General features: G+C 48.0%; 21 protein-coding genes. 11 read left to right on the forward strand and 10 right to left on the reverse strand.

The window, feature by feature from the left end; all coding sequences use genetic code 11:
* Nucleotides 1-58: 58 nt before the first annotated feature.
* The gene (locus KH703_RS04710) at nucleotides 59-223 is read left to right on the forward strand and encodes a hypothetical protein (protein ID WP_304294582.1); all 165 of its coding nucleotides are present in this window, start codon (nucleotides 59-61) and stop codon (nucleotides 221-223) included.
* A gap of 104 nt (nucleotides 224-327) precedes the next feature.
* Here KH703_RS04710 and KH703_RS04715 read toward each other — a convergent pair whose 3' ends face one another.
* Together KH703_RS04715 and KH703_RS04720 are read right to left on the reverse strand one after the other, a co-directional pair.
* Nucleotides 328-1,497, reverse strand: a complete 1,170-nt coding sequence (locus tag KH703_RS04715) for a sugar transporter (protein WP_304294584.1) — start codon at nucleotides 1,495-1,497, stop codon at nucleotides 328-330.
* 254 nt (nucleotides 1,498-1,751) lie between these two features.
* Nucleotides 1,752-1,937, reverse strand: a complete 186-nt coding sequence (locus KH703_RS04720; protein WP_304294585.1) for a hypothetical protein — start codon at nucleotides 1,935-1,937, stop codon at nucleotides 1,752-1,754.
* Between the two features lie 352 nt (nucleotides 1,938-2,289).
* Here KH703_RS04720 and nifJ point away from each other — a divergent pair, with 352 nt between their 5' ends.
* From nifJ to KH703_RS04750, 6 genes are all read left to right on the forward strand, one after another.
* Nucleotides 2,290-5,871, forward strand: coding sequence for a pyruvate:ferredoxin (flavodoxin) oxidoreductase (nifJ, locus tag KH703_RS04725; protein ID WP_304294586.1), 3,582 nt, complete (start codon nucleotides 2,290-2,292; stop codon nucleotides 5,869-5,871).
* Between the two features lie 107 nt (nucleotides 5,872-5,978).
* A complete protein-coding gene (locus KH703_RS04730; protein ID WP_304294588.1) occupies nucleotides 5,979-6,671 on the forward strand; it encodes an aspartate/glutamate racemase family protein in 693 nt (230 codons plus the stop codon).
* Between the two features lie 119 nt (nucleotides 6,672-6,790).
* Nucleotides 6,791-7,114, forward strand: coding sequence for a DUF2325 domain-containing protein (locus KH703_RS04735; RefSeq protein WP_297945424.1), 324 nt, complete (start codon nucleotides 6,791-6,793; stop codon nucleotides 7,112-7,114).
* Nucleotides 7,107-8,342 (forward strand): hypothetical protein, encoded by a 1,236-nt coding sequence (locus KH703_RS04740; RefSeq protein ID WP_304294590.1) that lies wholly within the window; start codon nucleotides 7,107-7,109, stop codon nucleotides 8,340-8,342. Before KH703_RS04735 ends, KH703_RS04740 begins: the two co-directional genes overlap by 8 nt.
* An 11-nt stretch (nucleotides 8,343-8,353) precedes the next feature.
* Nucleotides 8,354-8,845 (forward strand): flavodoxin FldA, encoded by a 492-nt coding sequence (gene fldA / locus KH703_RS04745; protein WP_297945429.1) that lies wholly within the window; start codon nucleotides 8,354-8,356, stop codon nucleotides 8,843-8,845.
* Nucleotides 8,846-9,145: 300 nt separating this feature from the next.
* On the forward strand, nucleotides 9,146-9,922 hold the full coding sequence (locus KH703_RS04750) for a hypothetical protein (RefSeq protein ID WP_304294591.1): 777 nt from the start codon (nucleotides 9,146-9,148) through the stop codon (nucleotides 9,920-9,922).
* A gap of 634 nt (nucleotides 9,923-10,556) precedes the next feature.
* On the opposite strand, the gene KH703_RS04755 is transcribed toward KH703_RS04750, so the two are convergent.
* Nucleotides 10,557-14,000, reverse strand: coding sequence for an acyl-[ACP]--phospholipid O-acyltransferase (locus KH703_RS04755; RefSeq protein ID WP_304294593.1), 3,444 nt, complete (start codon nucleotides 13,998-14,000; stop codon nucleotides 10,557-10,559).
* 97 nt (nucleotides 14,001-14,097) lie between these two features.
* Here KH703_RS04755 and KH703_RS04760 point away from each other — a divergent pair, with 97 nt between their 5' ends.
* Nucleotides 14,098-14,625, forward strand: coding sequence for a hypothetical protein (locus KH703_RS04760; protein ID WP_304294595.1), 528 nt, complete (start codon nucleotides 14,098-14,100; stop codon nucleotides 14,623-14,625).
* 350 nt (nucleotides 14,626-14,975) lie between these two features.
* Complete coding sequence (locus KH703_RS04765; RefSeq protein WP_304294596.1) at nucleotides 14,976-15,245, forward strand: hypothetical protein; 270 nt, start codon at nucleotides 14,976-14,978, stop codon at nucleotides 15,243-15,245.
* Between the two features lie 33 nt (nucleotides 15,246-15,278).
* On the opposite strand, the gene KH703_RS04770 is transcribed toward KH703_RS04765, so the two are convergent.
* From KH703_RS04770 to ciaB, 4 genes are all read right to left on the reverse strand, one after another.
* Entirely contained in the window at nucleotides 15,279-15,554 is a 276-nt protein-coding gene (locus KH703_RS04770) for a hypothetical protein (protein ID WP_304294597.1), read from the reverse strand.
* Complete coding sequence (locus KH703_RS04775; protein ID WP_304294598.1) at nucleotides 15,512-15,955, reverse strand: hypothetical protein; 444 nt, start codon at nucleotides 15,953-15,955, stop codon at nucleotides 15,512-15,514. Before KH703_RS04775 ends, KH703_RS04770 begins: the two co-directional genes overlap by 43 nt.
* A 259-nt stretch (nucleotides 15,956-16,214) precedes the next feature.
* On the reverse strand, nucleotides 16,215-17,009 hold the full coding sequence (locus tag KH703_RS04780) for an SDR family NAD(P)-dependent oxidoreductase (protein WP_304294599.1): 795 nt from the start codon (nucleotides 17,007-17,009) through the stop codon (nucleotides 16,215-16,217).
* A gap of 47 nt (nucleotides 17,010-17,056) precedes the next feature.
* Entirely contained in the window at nucleotides 17,057-18,874 is a 1,818-nt protein-coding gene (gene ciaB / locus KH703_RS04785; RefSeq protein ID WP_304294600.1) for an invasion protein CiaB, read from the reverse strand.
* 186 nt (nucleotides 18,875-19,060) lie between these two features.
* On the opposite strand from ciaB, the gene KH703_RS04790 reads away from it, so the two are divergent.
* Nucleotides 19,061-19,480 (forward strand): acyl-CoA thioesterase, encoded by a 420-nt coding sequence (locus tag KH703_RS04790; protein ID WP_295153100.1) that lies wholly within the window; start codon nucleotides 19,061-19,063, stop codon nucleotides 19,478-19,480.
* Between the two features lie 315 nt (nucleotides 19,481-19,795).
* Here KH703_RS04790 and KH703_RS04795 read toward each other — a convergent pair whose 3' ends face one another.
* From KH703_RS04795 to KH703_RS04805, 3 genes are all read right to left on the reverse strand, one after another.
* Nucleotides 19,796-19,999 (reverse strand): hypothetical protein, encoded by a 204-nt coding sequence (locus KH703_RS04795; protein ID WP_005869903.1) that lies wholly within the window; start codon nucleotides 19,997-19,999, stop codon nucleotides 19,796-19,798.
* Nucleotides 20,000-20,072: 73 nt separating this feature from the next.
* Nucleotides 20,073-20,813 carry an EI24 domain-containing protein gene (locus KH703_RS04800; RefSeq protein WP_304294606.1) on the reverse strand — a complete coding sequence of 247 codons (741 nt, stop codon included), beginning with the start codon at nucleotides 20,811-20,813 and terminating at the stop codon, nucleotides 20,073-20,075.
* Nucleotides 20,814-21,238: 425 nt separating this feature from the next.
* The gene (locus tag KH703_RS04805) at nucleotides 21,239-21,928 is read right to left on the reverse strand and encodes a dUTP diphosphatase (protein ID WP_304294608.1); all 690 of its coding nucleotides are present in this window, start codon (nucleotides 21,926-21,928) and stop codon (nucleotides 21,239-21,241) included.
* A gap of 80 nt (nucleotides 21,929-22,008) precedes the next feature.
* On the opposite strand from KH703_RS04805, the gene KH703_RS04810 reads away from it, so the two are divergent.
* Nucleotides 22,009-22,422, forward strand: a complete 414-nt coding sequence (locus KH703_RS04810) for a hypothetical protein (RefSeq protein WP_177386822.1) — start codon at nucleotides 22,009-22,011, stop codon at nucleotides 22,420-22,422.
* Nucleotides 22,423-22,648 lie beyond the last annotated feature (226 nt).

The following is a 22,648-nucleotide window of genomic DNA, read 5'->3' on the forward strand; positions in this document are numbered from 1 at the left end:
CAATCAAATAGCTTCTAAAATTGCTTTTTAAAATCACATAAATTATATCAAGGGAGAATTGATAAAAAATTTTAAGACTTTATCGATCGCAGCGATACTGACGCTAAATTTAAGTACTTCGGATATTACGCTTAATGGCAAGGACGTGGCGCCACAAGAAATAGCGCAGATTATAAACGGTGCAACTAGGCGCGAGATTAAATTTATCTGCAAATTTAACTAATCGCGAGGGATAAATTTTAAAAATTTAGACCCGCAAAGCCGCTGTTTTAAAGCACCGATTAAAAGTGCGCGCTAATCTCGCCGAAGCTCTTTCGTAAATTTAGCCTACGCGCTATTTTTCTCCGCGAATTTCGTGCTTGCATAGAGGTAGCTTACAAGCCCTAGCGCGCCCAGTATCGCGCCCGCCTCGCCTATGTGCCAAAGCCCGAATCTCGTTGCTATCTGATGCCCCAAAAGCGCTCCGCCGCCGATGCCTACGTTATAGATCGCCGAGTAGATCGATATCGCGACGTCGGTAGCGTCGGGAGCCAGCGCCAAAACCCTAATCTGCAAACAAAGCCCAAAGCCGAAAATACCTATCCCCCAGACGAAAGCTGCAAGCAGCAGCGCCGCGTCATTTGTGACAAAAGCTTTTAACGTCAGCACCGAAGCTAGGATAAATAGGATCGAGCAGATCAAAAAGGCGTTTGGAAAATGGCGGTAAAGCTTTGAAAAAAGCATGCTAGCGGCGATTCCCGAAGCGCCGAATGCAAGTAGGACGTAGGTTACGAAGTGATCGCCCGCGGGATTAAATTTCGCTACGAAGGGCTCGACGTAGCTGTAAGTCGTAAAATGCGCGCCTACGATCAAAAACGTCAGCATATACAAAGCAAGCAGCATCGGGCGCCTTGCAAGCATCGGCAAGCTCGCAAGAGAGCCCGCGCGACGGCTCGGCAAAAACGGTAAAATTTTCCAAAGAAACAGCGCCTCCGCCGCCGCAAGCGCGCCGATAGCAAAAAACGTAATCCTCCAGCCGAAAAGCTCGCCGACCACGCGCCCCAAAGGAAGCCCCAAAACCATGGCTAGTGATGTCCCAAGAGCCAACATGCCGATCGCTTGAGAGCCTTTGTTTATCGGCGCTAGGCGCACGACGAGCGATGAGGTGATCGACCAAAAGATCGCGTGCGAAATCGCGATGCCGAGTCGCGCGATTACCAAAACGGCGAAATTCCACGCAATGGCGGCCAGGACGTGGCTTAGCGTAAATAGCACGAAAAGTCGCAAAAGCAGCCTCTTGCGCTCGAGCTTTGAGGTTAGCAGCATCAGCGGCAGCGAGAGGATGCTCACCGCCCACGCGTAGATTGTGATGATTATCCCCGTGCTCGTAACGTCCATGCTAAAATCCGCCGCGATGTCGCTTAGCAGCGCCACGGGGATAAATTCCGTCGTGTTAAAAATAAAGGCGGCAAACGCCAGCGCGATAACTCTCGTGTAGGCGATTTTATGGACGTTCATCGGCTTTCCTTTTTTGAGCTTTTTAAATTTGGCTTTAAATTTAGCATATTTAGCGGTTTTTAGCTTTTCGAGTTTTGCTCGGAATTTTAAAATTTTAAAATTCCGCGCCATATATACATGCCGCGTTTCGTGCTAAATCTAAGCGAAGGATTATAGCTAAATTTATCCTCCGCGCAGCTTGCGGAAATAGAATTTACGCTCAAAACGCAAAGTCGCATAGAGTAAAATTCACGTAGCGATCGATCGATGAAATTTTAAAATGAAATTTGCACCGCGCTCGGCAGGTGGCAATAAAATTTCTTGTGTTTGGCAGAATGCGCCGAAATTTTATATACCGCGATGTCGCAAGCCATAAACAAAATTTCGCTACGTCGAGCTTGGATGCGTATAGCGGTTGAGGCTTTGTAGTGGCTAAATTTTATTATCCGGTCTTGTTGCAATATGAGGTCTTTTCATCTTGTGGCAAGTGCATTTTTAAATTTCTTAATTTTCGCGCATTCCCGTCATTTGATATTTAGGTTAGAATTTCAAGCTAGACGGCTAAATTTACATTAATTTCTACCTGTTGCTCGCGAGCTGCGCTTGTGGAGTACGCAAAATTTTATTTTCAAAGCGGCGAAAGACCCCGTCTCAAATCGTCCTCAAGGCCCGTCTCAAACCGCCCGTATATCGTGCTTATCGCTCGCCGCTGTGACAAAGCTTTAGAATTTTATTCGGTTTGCGAAGCATTTAAATTTTTAAGCAATAAATATGTAAAATTAGCGAAATTTGATAATTCCAAAGGAACTAAAAATGGCAAAAGTTATGAAAACGATGGACGGAAACGAGGCGGCGGCTTACGTCTCATACGCCTTTACCGAGGTCGCGGGCATCTATCCGATCACGCCTAGCTCGCCTATGGCGGATTACACCGATATTTGGGCGTCGCAGGGCAAGAAAAACCTCTTCGGCATGCCCGTTAAGGTAGTCGAGATGCAAAGCGAGGGCGGCGCGGCGGGCACCGTGCACGGCTCACTCCAAGCGGGCGCGCTTACGACGACGTACACCGCATCGCAGGGGCTTTTGCTAAAAATTCCAAATATGTACAAGATCGCGGGCCAGATGCTTCCGGGCGTCATTCACGTCGCGGCGCGCGCGCTTGCGGCGCAGGCGCTCTCCATCTTCGGCGATCATCAAGACGTCTATGCCTGTCGCCAAAGCGGCTTTGCGATGCTTGCAAGCGACAGCGTGCAGGAGGTGATGGATCTGGGCGGTATCGCGCATCTTGCGGCGATTAAGGGGCGAGTGCCGTTTTTGCACTTTTTCGACGGATTTCGCACGAGCCATGAAATTCAAAAGATCGAGGTGATGGACTATGCCGAGTTTGATCGCTTGCTCGATCGCGAGGCCGTGCGTAAATTTAGAGCTGACGCGCTAAACTCCGAGCATCCTAAAACTCGTGGCACGGCGCAAAACGACGACGTATATTTTCAGACGCGCGAGCTAGTCAATAAATTTTACGACGCGCTTCCTGACATCGTCGCGGAGTATATGAGCGAAATTTCAAAGATAACGGGGCGGTCGTACGCACCTTTCGTCTATTACGGCGCTAGCGAGCCGCAGCGCGTGATCGTCGCGATGGGCTCGGTCAATCAAGCCCTTGAAGAGGTGGTCGATCATCTAAACGCGAAGGGCGAGAAAGTCGGCGTGCTAAAAGTGCACCTCTACAGGCCTTTCAGCCTCAAATATCTCTTCGCCGCGATGCCTAAAAGCGTGCGTAAAATCGCCGTGCTCGACCGTACGAAGGAGCCGGGCAGCCTCGGTGAGCCTCTGTATCTGGATATAAAGGCCGCATTTTACGGGCGCGAGGACGCTCCGCTCATCGTGGGCGGCAGGTATGGGCTAAGCTCCAAGGATGTTGATCCCGCGCAGCTAATCGCCGTGTATGAAAATTTAAAGGCGGACGAGCCTAAAAATGGCTTTACGATCGGCATCGACGACGACGTGACGCATCTATCTCTACCCGTGGGAGATAAAATTTCGCTCGGCTACGAGGATGAGACCGAGTGTCTATTTTACGGTCTGGGCGCGGACGGCACCGTGGGCGCGAATAAAAATTCCGTCAAAATCATCGGCGACAAAACCGATCTTTACGCGCAGGCGTATTTCGCCTACGATAGCAAAAAATCGGGCGGCTACACGCGTTCGCACCTGCGCTTCGGCAAAAGACCGATCCGCTCGACCTACCTTGTCTCAAATCCGCATTTCGTCGCCTGCTCGGTCGCTGCGTATCTGGACATCTACGATGTCATCGGGGGCATCCGCGAAGGAGGGACCTTTCTTTTAAATTCCATCTGGGATGCCGAGCAGACGGCGGCAAAGCTTCCGAATAAGGTTAAAAAAATTCTAGCTGCCAGACGGGTAAAATTTTACATCCTAAACGCCACCAAGCTAGCACGCGATATAGGGCTTGGAGGCCGCACCAATACGATCATGCAATCGGCGTTTTTCAAGCTCAGCGGCATCATTCCGTTCGAGCAGGCGCAGAGCTATATGAAGGAATACGCCAAGAAAACCTACGTCAAAAAGGGCGAAGCGGTCGTGGCGATGAACTGCGACGCGATCGATAGGGGAGCGGACGCTTTAGTGCAGGTAGCGGTCGATCCTGCGTGGGCAAATTTAAAAGATGATGCAGCGGACGCGGACGACAAATACAAGGGCGACGAATTTATAGAAAAGATCGTAAAACCGATGAATGCAGCGCGAGGTGATAGCTTGCCGGTCTCGGCGTTTTTAGGTCACGAGGATGGCGGGTTCGACGCGGGCACGACGCGATTTGAAAAGCGCGGCGTAGGCGTCACGGTGCCTAAATGGATCGAGCAAAACTGCATCCAGTGCAACCAGTGTGCCTTCGTCTGCCCGCACGCCGTAATCAGGGCGTTTTTGCTAGACGAAAAGGACGAGGCCGCCGCACCTTTAAATTTAAAAGAGCACCTGCTAGAAGCCAAGGGCAAGGAGCTAAAGGGGCTAAAATATAAGATCCAAGTAAGCCCGCTAGATTGCACGGGCTGCGCGCTCTGCGCCGAAAACTGCCCGAGCAAGGAAAAATCGCTCGTCATGGTGCCGCTTGAAGAAGAACTCGCAAAAGGCGAGCAAGAAAGCGCGGACTTTTTATTCGAGCACGTAAGATACAAAGACGATTTGATGGACAGATCAAGCGTCAAGGGCGTGGGTTTTGCGCGCCCGTATTTTGAATTTCACGGCGCGTGCCCGGGCTGCGGCGAGACGCCGTATATCACACTGATAACGCGACTTTTCGGCGATCATATGATCGTAGCCAACGCCACGGGCTGTAGCTCGATCTACGGCGGATCGGCGCCTTCGATGCCGTACCGCAAGGATGAGAACGGCCGCGGCGTCGCGTGGGCGAACTCGCTTTTTGAGGACAACGCCGAGTTTGGGCTGGGAATGAAGATCGCAAGCGAGACGCTGCGCCATAAGATCGAGGATCTGATGCTAGGCTCGCTCTCAAGCGTGCCAAACGCGCTAAAGGCGCTTTATCACGACTGGATCGAAAATAGAAACGATACGCTAAAATCCGCTCAGATTAGAGATAGACTGGTGCCTCTGCTAGAACAAAATTTGGACGCGCCCGGGGTTTGTGAAATTTTAGAGCTGAAGCAGTATCTAAACAAAAAATCGCAGTGGATCATCGGCGGCGACGGCTGGGCCTACGACATCGGCTACGGCGGGCTCGATCACGTGTTGGCTACCGGCGAGGACGTAAACGTGCTGGTGCTGGATACAGAGGTTTATTCAAACACCGGCGGACAGAGCTCTAAAGCTAGCCGCCGCGGTTCTATCGCGCAGTTTACGGCAGGCGGCAAGCGCGTTCAGAAAAAAGACCTCGGCCAGATCGCGATGACCTACGGCAACATCTTCGTCGCGCAGGTAAATTCCAACGCAAACCAAGCCGCGACACTAAAGGCGATCATGGCGGCGGAGGCCTACCCGGGACCTAGTCTCATCATCGCGTATTCGCCGTGTATCGCGCACGGTATCAAAGGCGGCATGGGGCTATCGGGCGATCAAGCCGAGCTTGCGAGCAAATGCGGCTATTGGCCGACCTACACCTTCGATCCGCGGCTCGCGGCGGAGGGCAAAAATCCGCTTAAAATTTCATCAAAAGAGCCGGATTGGAGCCTTTATGAGGAATTTTTACTAAACGAAGTGCGCTACAACGCGCTTAAAAAGATCGATCCTGAACACGCGGGCAAGCTTTATGAAGCCAACAAAGCCGATGCGATGAGGCGCTATCGCCAGCTCAAGCGGCTTGCCAATGCCGATTTCGGCGATGAGGTTGCCTCTGCGGGCGCCGCGAGCGAGAATGCTTAAGCTTTGGCTATTTGTTGAAAATCCGGCTCTGCGAATTTTGCAATCCGGAATTTTATTAAATTCGCGGGACTGCATAAAATTCCGTATAAATTTTAAAAGAGAAATCCATGAAAAAAATCGGACTAATCGGTGGTATGAGCTACGAATCTACGATTACCTATTATGATGGGATCAATCGCAAAATTAACGAGCGTCTAGGCGGGCTAAGTAGCGGCGAAATCCTGCTAAGTAGCTTAAATTTCGACGAGATCGAGCGGTGTCAAAGAGATAATGAGTGGGGCAGGGCGGGCGAAATTTTAGCTCGTCACGCGCGGGTTTTGCAAAGTGGCGGAGCGGATTATATTTTTCTTTGCACTAACACGATGCATAAGTGCTACGAGGCGATAAATGCCGCTATCTCCGTGCCCTTCGTGCATATCGCGGACGCCACGCTAGATGAGCTACGAAAGCATGGCGTGCAAAAAGTAGGGCTGCTCGGTACGATCTACACGATGACGCAGGATTTTTACAAACAGCGCTTAATAGAGGGCGGCGTAGAGGTGCTCGTACCGAACGCGGACGAAATGGAAGCGGTAAACGAAGTAATTTTTGATGAGCTTTGCTTTGGTAAAATCTTACCGCACTCCAAAGAGAAATTTTTGCAGATCATTGAAGGACTTAGAGCTCGCGGCGCGCAGGGCGTGATACTGGGCTGTACGGAGATCGGGCTGCTCGTATCGCAAGCAGATACCGCCGCGTGGCTATTCGATACTACGCAGATCCACATCGATGCGGCAGTAAGTCTAGCTTTAAGCGAGTAAATATCAAATATGAGTCGGCAAAATTCCGGCTTATAATTTCAAATTTTTATATACATTATCAGTTAAATTTAATCTTTACTCTGTTATAATAACGACTATCAATCATATAAGGGGATGAAATGAACGTTTTAGTTATAGGAGCAGATGAGATTACGCCCATTAAGGCGGTTTTAAAAGACCTTGGCGCGAGTAACATCGAGCACTGGGACGCACGAAACGAAAATCGCGTAAATCGTAAGCCGATCCCGCAAGATACGGAGTGTGTCGTTATGCTTACGAGCTTTTTGAACCACAACACGATGAAAAAAATCAAAGGCGAAGTAAAAAAGCGCAAAATCCCGCTCGTATGCGCTAAAAGAAGCGTCAGTTGCGTATTTTGCGAATACTGTAAGGTCTTCAATTTAAATCAAGAATTTGGTTGCAAGCCTTGCGAAGATGATTAAAATTCCAAGGAATTTAAGTAGTGACGGCAGGTCCAGGCAAGCGGTTAAAAAATCGCGCACTGCGCCGCAATCAAATGCTTGCGACGATGAAACAGGCGAGCTAAATTCCAAGAATTTTTTAAATTCTAGCAAATTTAACGCTACTTACCTTGCAGACGCCGAAAGTAAGAAATTTAGCGGCAAATTTAAAAAGTTTTCAAGCGGTAAATCGGGCGCACTTAATCATAATGCCTCTAAGCCACATGCTGTAAAGAGTGCGCAAAAAGACGGCGCGAATGGGAATTTAACAGCAAGGATTTTTTGCGACACTGGCTTAGCGCAAGAGAATTTTTTCTGCGCTAAGCGTTCGGACGAGAAATCAGCTTTGTTACGAGATATTGCCGCGCCAAAACGAGATATCGCGGCGCGCGAAAAACGCCAAAAAGCGGATCTGCGGCGCGATAACGAGCTTATTGATGATGAAATTTTAAATGCCGAAGCTTTTAATAAAAAATTCTTTTGCGGCGAAATTTTTGGCTTTGATGCGAACGGGCGCGAGATTGCGTCAGAGGCGCTGCGGGATTATAATGCGGCTTCGCGAGCGCGGGCGATGCTAACTCTATATAATTTTAACGTTAATGCGGATTATAGAATTCCGCCCACAAATTTAAAGGGCGCTTCGCAGTTTCGAGCGGCATTTTTAAATTTCATCGCCTCCGAGCTTAGGCGCGGAGCTTGTAAAATTTACCGCTTCAAGCCCGCCGTGAAATTTTGCGTGGCGGATAACGCGATAATTTTTTCTTATCTGCGCGGCATGCCGCTGCCCGCGCTCGCTGCAAATCCCCGCTACAAGCTGGCTCGTGTGATAGTTAGCCTGCGTAGCGGCTTGCTGCTAAACGGAGACGATGCATTTCGCAATTTCGTGTTTTGCAAAATCGCGCTTCGCAATGCAGGCGCACAGCTGCAACTTGTGGGCAAATCGGGCGAGCTCATTGTAGTTCGCAAGAGCGGTTTTAGCCTAGGCGTGGTTGCGAGCTTTAAAAAAATTCTACCTCAAAATCCAGCCATTTATGATAATGATATAAAAAAAGCGCTAGAGCTTTGCCGCGGAGCAAACCTCGATGCCGTGTATCTTGTCTATCCAAAAAATGAAAATTTTAACCGCCACGTCGAGATAAAAAGCGAATTCTTTAAGGGAAATTTCATTATGAAATTAGTACCATACAAGCTCACCGACAAAATTTATTAAAAGGATACCAAATGGTTGGAATTATTTTTGGAAGCTCGATGGGCAATACCGAGGACGCCGCGAAGCTGATCTCTGAAAAGCTAGGCATAGAAAACGAGCTAAAAAACGTTGCGGACATCGCGCCTGCAGATCTAAATAAATATACTGCGCTCATCATCGGCAGCTCCACATGGAACGACGGCGAGCTGCAGGACGACTGGGCGGGCTTTGATTTCTCAGCCCTTGATGTCGCGGGCAAGACCGTCGCGATTTTTGGCATGGGCGATAGCTCAAGCTACAGCGACGCCTACTGCAACGCAATGCGCGAGTTATACGATAACTTCAAAAAAGCGGGTGCAAATATCGTAGGCGCAGTGCCTACCGACGGATATGAATTCGACGAGAGCAAGGCCGTAGTGGATGGTAAATTCGTAGGTCTCGCGCTAGACAATGACAATCAAAGCGACCTCACCGAGAGCCGCATCGAAGCGTGGATAGCACAGATCGCTCCATCTTTTAAATAGTCCTCCTTTAAATTTGCCGTGGAGCGTACGCTTCGCGGCAAATTAGAATTATCATTAAAGTTCTAGCTAAATTTCAAAGCTATAAAATTTAAAAATTTCTTTCTACTTGTAATTTTTTGCATCACACCGGCAAATAAAATTTAGCCTATTTTATCACATAAAATTTTGTTACCAATAAATTTAGTGAGATTTTAAAATATTCCGCTAATGCTTAACAATTAATCTCAAAATTTACCTCAAATTTAATCAAATTTTAAGCGGGGGGGCTAGTATTCCTTACTTTAATCTTAAGGAGTAAGTATGAAGCTCAGATATATGATGGGTGCCGTAGCGGCGGCTTTGGTGTTAGCAGGATGCGGTGAGGACGAGATAGAACTCGTCAAAAACTATACTTTGCCCGATTTTAAATCTATTAGTATAGGCACGGCGATCGAGGGGTCAAAAAAGTGCAAAAATATCACGTGGTCAAAGGCTGATCGCGGCGGATTAAAATCCGTCACGATGGTGTGCGACATAGATATGGAAGCACTGAATGCCGAACGCGAGAAAGCGACTAAAAAACGTCTTGAGGAATATAAGAAAAAGACTTTAGACATGGATATAGATAGTGCTATGAATTTCTACAAGGGCAAAGCCTATGATAAGGATGGCTTGCTTCAGTTAGCCAACAAGCTTTGCAAACTAAACGATGCGAAATTCCAAGAGACTATAAAAGCAAAAGGTAAGATAGAATACTCAGATCAGAAGAAATTGGTCGATTGCGATAGCTCACTAGAAAGCGAGATTCTGAAGGGCGACGATCCTAAGAAAACGGATACATATCTGCCTGCCGTAATAGACTTCTTGAAAAATGTGGCGTATCATTCGCAATTGACGCCCGAGCAATTAAGAGCCGATTACGGCATCTCCGATAAAGCGGCGCCGTCTAGCGCAACGATAGAGCTTAATTTCGTCGTCAATAATGATAAAAGCGTAGATTTGGCGCCGGAATTTAAGCTAACGGCGGACGGCAAAGAAGAATCTGTGGGCAAAAATGTTACGTCTAAAAACGCGCTAGCGGAGTTTTATGTAAGATAGTGCGCTGCGGAATTCTTGAGTAGCGGAGCAGAATTTTAAAATTCGCTCCGTTACGAAATTTAAAGAATTTCATTCTCGGTAAAATTTCATAGAATTTTGTCTGCGGTTTCGACGTAAAATTTTAATGTGGAATTTCACGGCTGAGCCGATATGTCGCGCTTGTTTGCCATGATTAAAATTCCTTTTTATGTCGCGACGTGGAATTAAGTATGGAATTACATATTTTATTAAGACGCCTTATGCGCGTAATTTTACAAACTAAATTAATCGAAATTTAGCAGCTATATTTTTCTTGACTTTGAATTTTACAGCCTGAAATTTAATGCCTTAGAACTCCCCAGCTTCACAAATACACATCGCGAAATTCTGCCGTCACGCTCTTGTTTTATAGCCAATAACGACGAGCAGCGTCAGTAGCCCCGTCATCTTACACTCGCAGCGTATTTTTATCGCACGGGCTTTTCAATTCCTAGAGTTTTAAATTTCATACCATACAATTTCAATCAATTAAAATTTTGCACCGCAAAATTTCGCCACGCCGCGATACAACCAAAATTCTGCTACTCTGCGATATAGCCGGAATTTCGCGGCTTTAAAGCCGCGCACTAACCAAATCCTTTTCTTAGATTTTGTCTTAAAGTCCGAGCTCTATCGCCAGATCCTTTACCGCTTTGAGATTTACCTTACCGCTGCCGAGTACCGGGATTTGCTCCACTTTTTTCACGACGCTTGGCTGCATTATCGGCGCCAGCGCGGAGTCCTTCAGGCGGCGCGAAATTTCATCCTCGCTCGCCTCGCCCACGTAAAGCAGAGCGATCTTTTCGCCCTTTTTCTCGTCTTTTAGGTTTACGCACGAATAGATCGCGCTTTCGCCCAAAATTTCGCCTACAGCGCTCTCTACTGCGCCCAGGCTGATCATCTCGCCACCGATTTTAGCAAAGCGCGAAAGGCGGTCGGTGATAAATAAAAACCCGTCGTCGTCGATATAGCCGATGTCGCCGCTCTTGTAGTAGCGCACGCCGTCCATTTGCGCGATTGCTTCGGCGGTTTTGGCCGGCTCATCGTAGTATCCCTTCATAACCTGATGTCCGCCGATTAAGATAAGCCCCTCCTGCCCGTTTGGCAGCGGCTGTAGCGAGGCGGGATCGGTGATCTTTATGACCGTGCCCGCAAGCGGCAAGCCGACGCTCTTTTCGCGGTTGAAGTGAAGCTCTTTGAAAAAATCGGGCTCGAGGACGTTCGGCGTATTTACGCTCACCACCGGCGCAGTCTCGGTTGTGCCGTAGCCCTCGTAAATTTCGATGCCGAATTTTATCTTAAATTCCTTGCGGACGTTTTCGTTTAGCTTCTCCGCGCCCGCAATCGCTAGGCGGATGCTTGCCAGCATAAGCGGATTGAGCCTTTTATTTTTGGTGTAAAGTCTAAAAAACGTCGACGTGCCGAACATTATCGTAGCGCCGTATCTCGCGCTCATCTTGCCGACGCTAAAGGCGTCCGTAGGATCGGGTACGTGGATGCTTAAAATTCCGTCGTTTAGCGGAAAGAGCGTCGTTACGGTAAGTCCGAAGCAGTGAAAGATCGGCAGCGACGCTAAAATCGCGTCGTTCTCGGTGGCGTTTATGAGCTCTGAAATTTGACGGACGTTCGCCATTATATTTTTATGCGTCAAAACCACGCCTTTGGGCTTTCCCTCGCTGCCGCTGCTAAATAAAATCGTAGCTACGTCATCTATCGCGTGCGGCTTAAAATATAGCGCGCGAAATAAAATTTTAGGCATTAGCAGCGATTTTAGCCCGCAGGCTATGCGCTCGTTTTTAGAGACGCCCTCGCTTAGATCCTCAAGGTATACGAGCCGATCGCCGATCGAACTTTCCAGCTCAAAGCCCTTTGATTTGAGCTTTTCTACGAATTTGCGCGAGCTGATGATCGTGCGGATATTTGCTTTATCCGCGCAGTAGATTAAATTTTCCTCGCTTAGCGTGTAGTTTAAATTTACGCTCGTTTTGCCCATTGCAAAGAGAGTTAAATTTACGGCGCTTGCGATGACCGAGCTAGGCAAAACGATACCGACGTTTTCCTCGCTGCTTATGCGGCTCTTTAGCCTTTTGCGAAGTATCAAAACGGCGCTCATCATCGCTAAATTTGTGAAGCTCACTCCCGTGCTATCGACCGCCACGCGCTTAAAAGGCGATCTTTTGGCTTGATTTAGCCAGTTGTAGGCAAGTGGCTTTAGGCTTGCGAGGTATTTGCCCCAGCTGAAAAACGACAGCTCCGTTACCGCGCGCTTTACCTCGTGCGCTTTGGAATTTGCCTCAATCGGCGCGCCGAAGCTTACGCGAAGTGCGTTTTTGCCGCTTTGCGAGATCGTTCTTTTATAATGCTCGCTGGCGCGCGAAAACGTCGAACCCCAAAGCCCTCTGATATAAAAAGGCACGATCACGGAGTTCGTATCGTGCGCGGCTAGCTCAAATCCGCCCTGAAACTCGTCTATGCGGCCGTTGTAGCTGATGTGGCCTTCTGGGAAGAGCCCCACTACTTCGCCAGCATTTAGCGCCTCGCGAATGCTTTCGATCGCGCTTTTGCTCACGCCCGCTCCGATCGGAATGACGCGAAAAATTTTAAAAAACCACTTCAAATACCACAGATCGTAGTAACTGCGATGCATCACGAAGCGCACTCCGCGCGGGCACGCAAGCTGCACCACCGCCCAATCGATCCAACTGATGTGGTTACCCAAAAACAGTACGCCGCCTTTTTGCGGGATGTTTTCGACGCCGTCTACGTGGACTTGGTAGCCGAATTTCATAAACGGAATGAGTAAAATTCTAACGAAAAGCTGCGGCAAATATTTCGCGCCGAAGATCCCGCAGATGAGCACGCAAAGAGCAGCCATAACGAAAATTTCGCCGCTGGCGACCGCAAAATGCACCAAGATGATGGCGATGAGCAAAAACAGCACCATAAAGATATTTTGGATAAAATTTGAACCCGCGAGCACCCGCCCCATGCGCTCATCGGCGGTAAAAAACTGAATGACGGCGTTGAGCGGCACGATGAAAATTCCGCCGCTAAATCCGAAGAAAAACGATGCCGTGCCGAGCCAAAATACCGAGTGCGCGTTGGCTAGCATCATTAGCGCGAGCGCGAGCCCGAATGCGCCGAACGGCACGATACCGAGCTCGATATGTTTTTTACAGTAGCTGCCCGCAAAGATCGAGCCTAGCGCGATTCCGATCGCACTAAGCGCCAAGATCACCTGGATCACCATTACGTTGTCGCTGCCGCTAAGGCTCTTGTAGTGAGCCGGGAAGGTCGCGATCACGAGCTGCGAGACCGCCCAAAACATCGAAAGTCCTAGCGTACAGAGCAGGACGTTTTTGTCTTTTAGCACAAAATTTAAATTTTGCCTTAGATAGCGAAGCTTAAGATAGTCGTCTTTATTAAATTCCGCCTGTGGTTGCGAGGCGTCGAAGAATGGAATTTTATATGAGTAGTATGTTTCAAGCACGGAGCCCGCGACCAAAAGCACGCCGATGAACCAAACCGAGCTCATCAGCTCGCCCGCGTCGCTGCTGCGCGTCGCAAACAGCTCGAAAATTACCGAAAAAACAAGAGATGAAAGCAGAATCGCGATGATGGTAAGCGCCTGCACGAGGCCGTTTGCCGCGCCTAAATTTTTCGCGCCGACGATTTTTTTAATCAGGCCGTATTTGGCGGGCGAGTAGATCGCGCTTTGCGCCGCAAGCAGGATCGTCATAAAAAATGCGAAATAAAACCATCCGCACAGATATCCGAGCGTAATGAGCGCGGTAAGCGCGACGCCGAGTTTCGCGCAGATCCGCGTAATGCGGGTACGCGAGAATTTATCGTTGAGATAGCCGCTGGCGCTAAAAAGAAATACGTAAGGCAGCAAAATCAGCAAATTTACAAGCGAGGTAAGGGCGATGAGAGCGCCCGAATCGGCGCTTTTAACAAGGACGTTTTGAATCGTGATCTTATGGCCCAGATCAACGCTTGCGTTGATAAACATAATCGCCAAAAACGGCAAAAATCCGTTGATTTTTAGTAAAGATTTCAAGCTATCTCCTTTAAAAACGGGATTTTATCTCACGGAAGTTAACGGACGCAAATTTAAGGCGGCTTCGCTACAATTACGCAAAAATTAAAGGAAAAATATGAAAGTACGTATCACCAATCGCGACGTCGATAACCTCAATAAATTTATGCTGCTTTACAGCAAAAAGGCGCGCAAGCAGCGTCTAGTCAGCACCTACGCCATACCGTTTGAGTTTTTGCTCATGGGCATCATCATCGACGGGCTTTTAAAAACGGCGCCGATTGCGAGTGTGGCGTCGGTTATTTTGGGCGCGGCGTGGCTTATTTTTTATCCGAAATTTTACCGCCGCATGCTAAGAAAACATCTGACTTCCGCTAAGCTCGCGCAAGACTCAAACATAGAGATGGAATTTATCGCGGGCGAGGATGAAATTTCATTTTCGAAGGGCGAGCCTCGCGCAAGCGAGAAATTTGCCGCACGTTCGCTAAATCGCATCGCTGCGGGCGGAGAGAATTTTTTCTTGGCGTTTGATCGCGGCTTTCACATCGTGCTTCCCAAAAACGCCGAAACGGACGCCGCGGTGCGGCATCTCGCGGATCTGCGCGGGCTGCAGATCGAATCCGTGGATATGGACGTTAAAATTTAGAGCTTTAATTTTAAATTTACGGCTCGTAAAATTCGCGATATAAATTTAAAATTCTAGAATTTCGCTATGTAAAATTCTATCTTTGGAATTTACTCGCGGCAATGTTTTTACTTAAGGGGGAAGGGCTCTACTTACTCTGTGCTTCGCTTGCGCTCGCAAGAAACGCTGCAGGCTGAGCCTTGCGTTGCTATGTTCGTTTTGCAAGAGCGTGCAGTTTATATTCGCTACTTGGTAAAATTTAACGCGGACGCAGTCCGCACCGCTAGCGTCGCGCGGGTGGGGGCAAAATTTTAAAAAGTCGTGGGGGCGGGCGCGCCTCGCAACTCTGAGCGCCGCCCCCTTACGGAAATATGTATCGTATAGCACGAATTCTTAGAATTTTCGACGTAAATTTAAAAGCGGCGCTTCGCCTTTATAAAATTCCGTTTAAATTTTTAATCCGTGATATGCATATCTTGGGGCGAGAAGGGGCTCCCATTGCGAGGTCACACTTCTCGCAGGACGCCGCCTCCGCAGCACCGCACTGCTCTGCTCGCCCACAAGCCCACCTAGCTTCCGACGACGCTTTAAGCGGTGCAGGCTACGCCTGGGCTAAATTTAAGCTGCGGCTGACGGCGTAAAATTTTGGCTAAAATTCTGCGTTCAGTTCGCCATTACGCCTCGCGCATCTCCTCTGCTAGGCGCTTTTTGTAGGCGCGCTTGAAATAAAACGCCCAAATTAGCGGAAATATTATCTCCAGCCCTTTCCAAAATGCAAACCCGCCATACTCTACAGGAATGGTAAAAAAACCTATCCAAACTGCATAGTAAGCAGCCACATAGCTTATAACGAAGATAACGCCCCAAATTAGTACTTCAGAGCCGGTCGTAACGGTCCAGATCGCAATCAAATATATGAAAGCGCTTGCTCGCGCGGTCGAAAAAACCAATTCAGAACGCCTAATTTTTGATGGTCTATATCCGCGCTAAGATAGCCTACTACGCACGCGATAATACACAAAGCGCATAAGATAGCGCGCAGCACGGCTAAATAGCGCAGTCCACGGGGTTGTATCGCGCCTTCGTAGCCGCTGTTTTCGCAGCTACTACTTCGGCTGTTTTTGCCGCCGCGCCCCGAGACATAGACAAGATGCGCGCCTAACGCTATGAAACACGCACATTGAATGAAGTCCATAAATATGAAGCTGCCGAGTGCATCACTTTCGCCTACATTGCCTATTAACCTAGGCCACGAAAATTTTACTATGCAAAATGTCGCCGCGAGTAAAATCGGATGCAGCGCGAGCCTGCCGCTTCTTAAATCCGAGAGTAAATTTTTAAAATATCCCATGCTTTCCCCTTAAAATTCCACGGAATTTTGAAATCCAGAAAGAACTCCGCGTATAGTCTGCGAGAAGAATTTTGTAATTCACCAGTGCGGAATTCTACTATTGAATTTAGAATTTTGCAGCGAGGAATTTTGAAATTTAATGCGGGCGCAGATCGTACAGCTAGCGTTGCGTAGGTAAAGATAAAACAAAAATCCCCACGAGCAAAATTCCAAAAATTAGCGCAAGTAGGTTAAATTACAAAAGCTGCGCGAGGAAAATTTAAAATATCGTAGGCACTAGTCCGCCGTCAAGCCTAAGTGCCGCACCTGAAAAGGACAATGAGTAGGGGCTTGCGACGAAAGCGACGAAACGTCCGATCTCTTCTGGGCGGATGAGCCTTTGGATTTGCGAAAGCGGGCGATGATTTTTCATAAAATCCTTCTTACGCTCGCTTTTGGGTACGGAGCTATTTTTATACATATTTTCTAACATCTCCTCGACGCCCTCGGTTAGCGTGGAGCCGGGCATTACGGTATTTACGGTGACGTTGGTGCCTTTAGTTAGCTTTGAGAGGCTTTTTGCCAAGGATAAATTCATCGTCTTTGTCATGCTGTATTGCGGCATCTGTCCTGATGGCATCAGCGCCTCCTCGCTCGCGATGAAAACTATCCTGCCAAAATCCCTCTTTAGCATACCGGGAAGATAAAATTTACATAGCGCGTTGCCCGACATCACGTTTACGCTGAAAAATTTCTCCCAAATTTCATCCGTGATGTCAAAATACTCCATCGGCTCAAAAATTTCCATATTGTTTACGAGGATATCGACCGTCGGCAGCTTCTTAAATAGTGCCTCGCGATCCGCTTCTTTTGCGATGTCGGCAGCGATGCCATGGATGCCGGCGTCTTTAAATTTAGCCCTAAGTTCGCTTACTACTCTTTGCACATCCGCTTCGCTTCTGCCATTTATCACGACACCCGCGCCCTCGCGAGCGAATTCTGCCGCGATAGCCTTTCCGATGCCCTTAGTCGAGCCGGTAACCAAAACCTTTTTATTTTTTAAGCCTAATTCCATTTTTCTCCTTTGATTATTTAAAATTTTAATTATCGTCTGTATTGGTTTTAGTTAAGCCACTTTGCTCGTTCATTGCTAGGGTCCGTTTCGTTGCCGATCGCTTCGTAGCGCGAGTAGTAAAACTCCACAAACTCCCGCACCTGCGCCTCGCGCGGCAGATACACGCCGCCGCTAAGCTCCGCAAAGCGCGATAAAAATTCTGCTGCGTCCTTTTTATCGCAATAAAGCCGCGCCAGCTCCTCGTAGTTTTGCAAGCACGCGGCCTTGAAACTCTCATAGCCTGCGCGGTCAAATTTAACCGCCAGCCGCATACCGTCAAATTTCAAAACGCCCGATGCGAAAAGCAAGCTCAGATGTATCAGAGCCTCGCAGTAGTAGGGCTTTAGCTCCTCCACTCGCTGCCACGCGATGAGGCCCACGGCGCGGCGGATCAACTCATCTAGCACCGGTAGGCAAAACTCCTCCTCCTCGTGAAAAAAGAAGCTCACGAGCCCGCCGGTAGTCGCCTTGTACTCCTCGATGAGCTTAAAAAGCCCCGAGCGGTTCATGCGCGCCTCGGTGTCCGCGTCGATGAAAAATATATGCCCGAACTCATGCCCGATCGTCGATATTTCGTAGACGCGGCGCCAAATTTGCGGCTTTTTAAATAAAATTTCGCGCCCGAAATTTAGATAGTGGGGCTCAAATATTTCGCCGCTTAGCCGCATAAAAGGTCTAGCCTTGGCGCTTTCATAGACGAAATTTACGAATGCGAAAATTTTCTTGCCGCAGTTGGTGCTTACGAACTCGTCGTTGGGTACGACCTGCGCCGAAAAGAGTCCGTTCAGATCGGCGCCGTAGTAGATCAGCGGCGCGCAAACGTAAAGCTGGGTTTTGGCGATGTTTGAGAGTACGAGCGAGTGCATGACGGCGTTGTTCGCGCCGATTTTTTCATACGCACGCTCAAAGCTCTCGCTTACGCGCGCTTTAAATTTCTCCGCGCTAAACTCATACGCGCCTGCAAGTCTGACGTCCCATTCCAGCGCGACTGCGTGCGTGTAGGCGTCCTCGTAGTATTCGAGCGGATGCCCGATCTGAAGCGGCGTTTTTATATCCATCCACGCGATCTCCGCATCCCGCCACGCGCCGATCACCGCGCTGGCGTTCCTCTCGCAAAAGGCCTGCTTGAGCTTGCCTAGATACGCGACGTAAGCTAGCTCGCTCTCATCTTCTGCAAGCGTCACCAAACGCTCCAAAAGATCGCTAAATTCGCTCTGCAGCTTTGCCGTCTCATCCGCAAAGGCCACGGCGTAGGGAACCATTTGGGTTTTGCCCTCGCGCTGCACTATCGCGCCGTAGCAGCGTTCGCAAATTTCGCCGTGAGGCGTGCGCATAAACAGCTCCTCTTGCAGCAAAAATTCCTTCGCCTGCGCAAGCGAGCTAAATTCCTTTTCCCAGCGCTTGTTCGTGCTTTCGATGATTAGGGCTTGCCAGCTTTTTTGCATATCGCTTAGCACGAGCCCGATGCGGTGGATGCCCTTTAAAAGCTCCAGATAAAACGGCTGCAAAATCCCCTGCGCGCCCGCCTCGGCGATGAGCGCTTCGTGCATGCCCTCATGTATTTCGCGCGTGAAATCATACATTTTGCTCTTTAGCTCGCGCTGCCGCGCCTCATCGTAGCCCAAGCGGCGAAATTCTTGCAGCAGCGGATCCTCTTTGAGATCGACGATTCGGCGCAGCACGGCGATGCGCGCAGTATCGCCAGACTCAAAGCCGCAAATTTCTAGCCCACGCGTGATCAGCTCGGCGTGCGGCTCGTCGTAGAGGGCGTTTAGTCGCGCTTTAACGCTCACCGCCATCTCGCTAAGTTTTGCAAAATCGTTCATCGCGTATCCTTTTTGCCGTTTTTATCGTCTTTTTTGTGAGCGGAATGTGTCTGCTTCGAGAGCAAAATTCCATCCTCGCATCCGCTTAAAATTTTAAAATTTCGGCATAGATTTCTGCCGATTGTATCGAAAAAGTGTTAAATTTGCGCGGTTAAAATGCGAGATTTTTAAATTTAAGGAGTAAAAATGAGCGATTTAAACTTAGACGATTTCGGCGAGCCGCGCATCAAGGTCGTAGCGCTGCCTAAGGATACGAATAGCTCGGGCAATATTTTCGGTGGCTGGATACTAGCGCAGATCGATTTAGCGGGCGCGACGGCGGCGCGCGAAATAGCGCCCGAGCGGGTCGTGACGATCTCGATGCAGGAGGTAACTTTCAAGCAGCCCGTATTTATCGGCGATGTCATCAGCTGCTACGCAAAAGTCCTAAGTGTGGGAAATACCTCTATCCGCGTGCAGATCGAGGTCGCAGCGTTGCGGCTTGGTGAGGACGGATTTCGCGAGTGCTTGCACGTAACCAGCGCGATCGCAACCTACGTAAGTGTGACCAAATCAGGCCAAAAAAAGCCGATTAGCGCAGAGATCAAGCGGCTGCACGGATTTTAAGATAAGCTGCTTAAATTTGAAATTTTAATTCGCTCGATGAGCGGCGTTTTTTGCAACTTGAATGTTTAAATTTGATCTTTAAATCGAAATTTACGCTCGCTGTTTTAAAACGGCTACTATAAAATTTAGACCGGACCGCTGCGCTTTTAAGCTTAACTGCTTTGCGCCGCGTGCCTTGGGCTTTAAATCTTCGGCTTTAAATTTGGAACTGCGAGAATTTTAAAATTTTACGGAAAATTTGCGTAGAGTTTAAAATTTTGCGGCGCGCAGATTAATAGACAAATTAAAACGCGCCGCAGCAAGTGGTGCTAGCAGCTAGTTTGCAGCGTCTTGAAGCTCTTCTTCGATTTCGGAGTTGCTTTTTACGACCATGCCTGAGCCATGAATGACGCTAGGCATGCAGGATGTGCAGATATGCACCGTCTCGCCGTTTTTATGCGCCTTGATAAAGACCGCGTTTTCATCGTCGCTGCTTTTTAGCGAACAAATATTGCAAATGTAAATATCACCTGATTTCATAGAAATCCTTTCTTAAAAAATTTTGCACTATTTTATGAAAATTTCAAAATTTTTCATTGATTTTAGTTAATCTTTAGCGATTTTTATTGCGGGCGCTTTCGTCTATCAGCACTACGTGCGTCAAAAAGATGATGAAAAATAGCTGGAAAAATAATCCTACCAGCGGGATCAAACACAGCAGGTAAAAAATAAAAGCGCTTAGAGCAAATTTATATCCGCCACCCATTTTATAGCAGCGCTCGAAGCTTTTCGCGCTTAAAGCGTTTGAAGCGACGTCGATTAGAATCAGCTTGTAATAGATATAAAAAAACGGCACGTTTATGATAAATAAATTTATCACCGGCACGAACAAAAGCACCGAACAGATAAATAAAATCGCTAAAAATTTTAAAATTTCAAGGCTTATCAGCTTTAGCACTCGCGCCGTGCTCGCTTCATCCGCGCGGCTTAGATGGAAGTGGCGCGCGTTGATCTCTTTAGTGACTGCGGGCGTCAGAAAGGCCGCGATGATAAGCGCGCAAAACACGCTAAGCATCAGCACCGCAAAGCTAGCAAACACCGAAAAAATCGCGCCGATAATCCACTTCGTAGCAGCAAAGCTTAGAATTTTTGCAATTATTGGGAAGCGCTGCTCGTCCAAGAAGCTAAAATCGCCGCTTTGCGCGCCCTGCGAAAGCGCGTCAAAAAGCTCTTTGCCGCCGAAAAATGCGAGCGTGCCTAAGATTATGAGCGAGCACACAAGCGGCAATAGCGAGAGCAAAATAAACTTGCGCGTAAAAAAATCCTGCTTCGCCAAATTAAAAATTCTACCCATGTATGCTCCTATTTGCGTTATTTTATCGACTTTTGCGACGGAATTTGAGCTGAGGGGTAATTTGGCTGCTGCACGAAATCGCGCCTCATCAATCCGCCCGCTTGGCTAATTCGCTTTTTTTAACCGGCTCATCTCGCCTTATAATACGAAATTTATACTTTGATCGCTTGCCGCCCGCGTTTAATCTGCTCATTTATAGTGCGTAAAAAAGAGGCCAGATCTAGCTATGTTTTTGCCTGCTGCGAATATTTATTTGCTTGCTGCGCAGAATTTTTGCCTCTTATAAATAAGATGACATTGCGTAAAATTTCAGGCGCAAAATTGCAGAATTTCAAATCAAAGCCTTTTTTAAAATTCGCATGCCGAAATTTTATAGGTGGAATTTTAAAATTTTAAAGATAAATCTCGCGCGCAAATCCACGACTTCACTTCGTCGCGTCGTAGATCTTTTGCAATTGCTCGTAAATTTCGTTTGCGCTTACTGCACCTTTTGATAGCACCTCGATTAGCACCTCGTTATCTTCAAGGTCTCCCCAGATTTTGCGGTAGCTGCCCTCTTTATAGCCGTTATTTTGGCGGAATTTATTCAGCACGTTTTTGCCGATATATTTGGCAAAAAGTATGTCTAAGCTCACTCCGCATTTAATCGCCACGCGGAAAAAATCGGTCAGCAGCTCGCCGATTTGCAGCTCAAATCCGCTCGTTTCGTGGATGATGAGCTCGATGTCGTTTACGATCTCGTAGATGCTGTATTCGCGCACGTCGTAGGCGTAGGAGCTAAACTCTGCAAACCCACTCACCGCCGTGACGTCACTTACGATGTGATCGATGTCTTTGCTGCCGTAATATTGCTCTAAAATATAGCTCATCACGAAGTGCCAAATATCAACGATCTCGATGACGATATTATTCACGTCCGGCGCTGCAGAGATATTTTTCCAATGCTTCCACGCAAAGCTATCGATGAGCTCTGCGCATTCCATGTAAATGCAGCGCTTCCAGTTGATAAGTTTGCCATTTTTTGTATAGCCGTCCTCCCAGCCCGCGCCATTTGTTTCGTCGTTTAGGGCTTGCTGCATCAAAAACATCTCTTTTACTTTTTTATAATTTTCCATAAAAATTCTCCTAATTTTGGCTCGCGATTATAGCTAATAAAAGAAAATCATTGTATAATTTAGCAAAAAGGAGGCTTAAAATGTGTGCCGCTCAGGATAAATTCGACGAGTTTTTAGGCAGGATGAAACTCCTATCTCTCGGAGTTTTGCGCAATAATCTGCCATATTGCTGCAGTGCATTTTATGCCTACGATCCGCAAAATAAGGAGCTCATCATCGCAAGCGCGAGCGACTCTGAGCATATCAAAGCAGTCTTTGCCAACCGCGGAGTTGCAGCTACGGTCGCGCTGGATACGAAATTTGTAGGCAGGATCAAAGGCGTGCAGATTTGCGGCCATATCCGTAGCGCGGATGAGCGCGAAACCTCGCTATATCTTAAGCGCTTCCCGTTTGCGCGCGCGATGGAGACCGATTTTTTTACGATCAGAATCGATTGGATGAAAATGACCGATAATACTCTAACTTTCGGCAAAAAGCTAATTTGGGAGCGCTAGCTCGCTAAGAATATCGTCTATTTATTTTTACGAAATTTTAAACTTTGCGAGGATCAAATTTTATCTAGTAAGATTTTGCAATTTGCATAAAATTCTATCTTGTCGATTTTTCAAAGAATTTCACCATTAGACCCGCTTTAAAATTTCCACTCGGTTAGTTTTTTGGAATTTTACAGCATGGAATTTAGCGTAAAATTTCATGCTGCAAGCGGGGGGGGGGGGGGGG

This window comes from Campylobacter gracilis (assembly GCF_018374135.1).
GTDB classification, from domain to species: Bacteria; Campylobacterota; Campylobacteria; order Campylobacterales; family Campylobacteraceae; genus Campylobacter_B; species Campylobacter_B gracilis_A.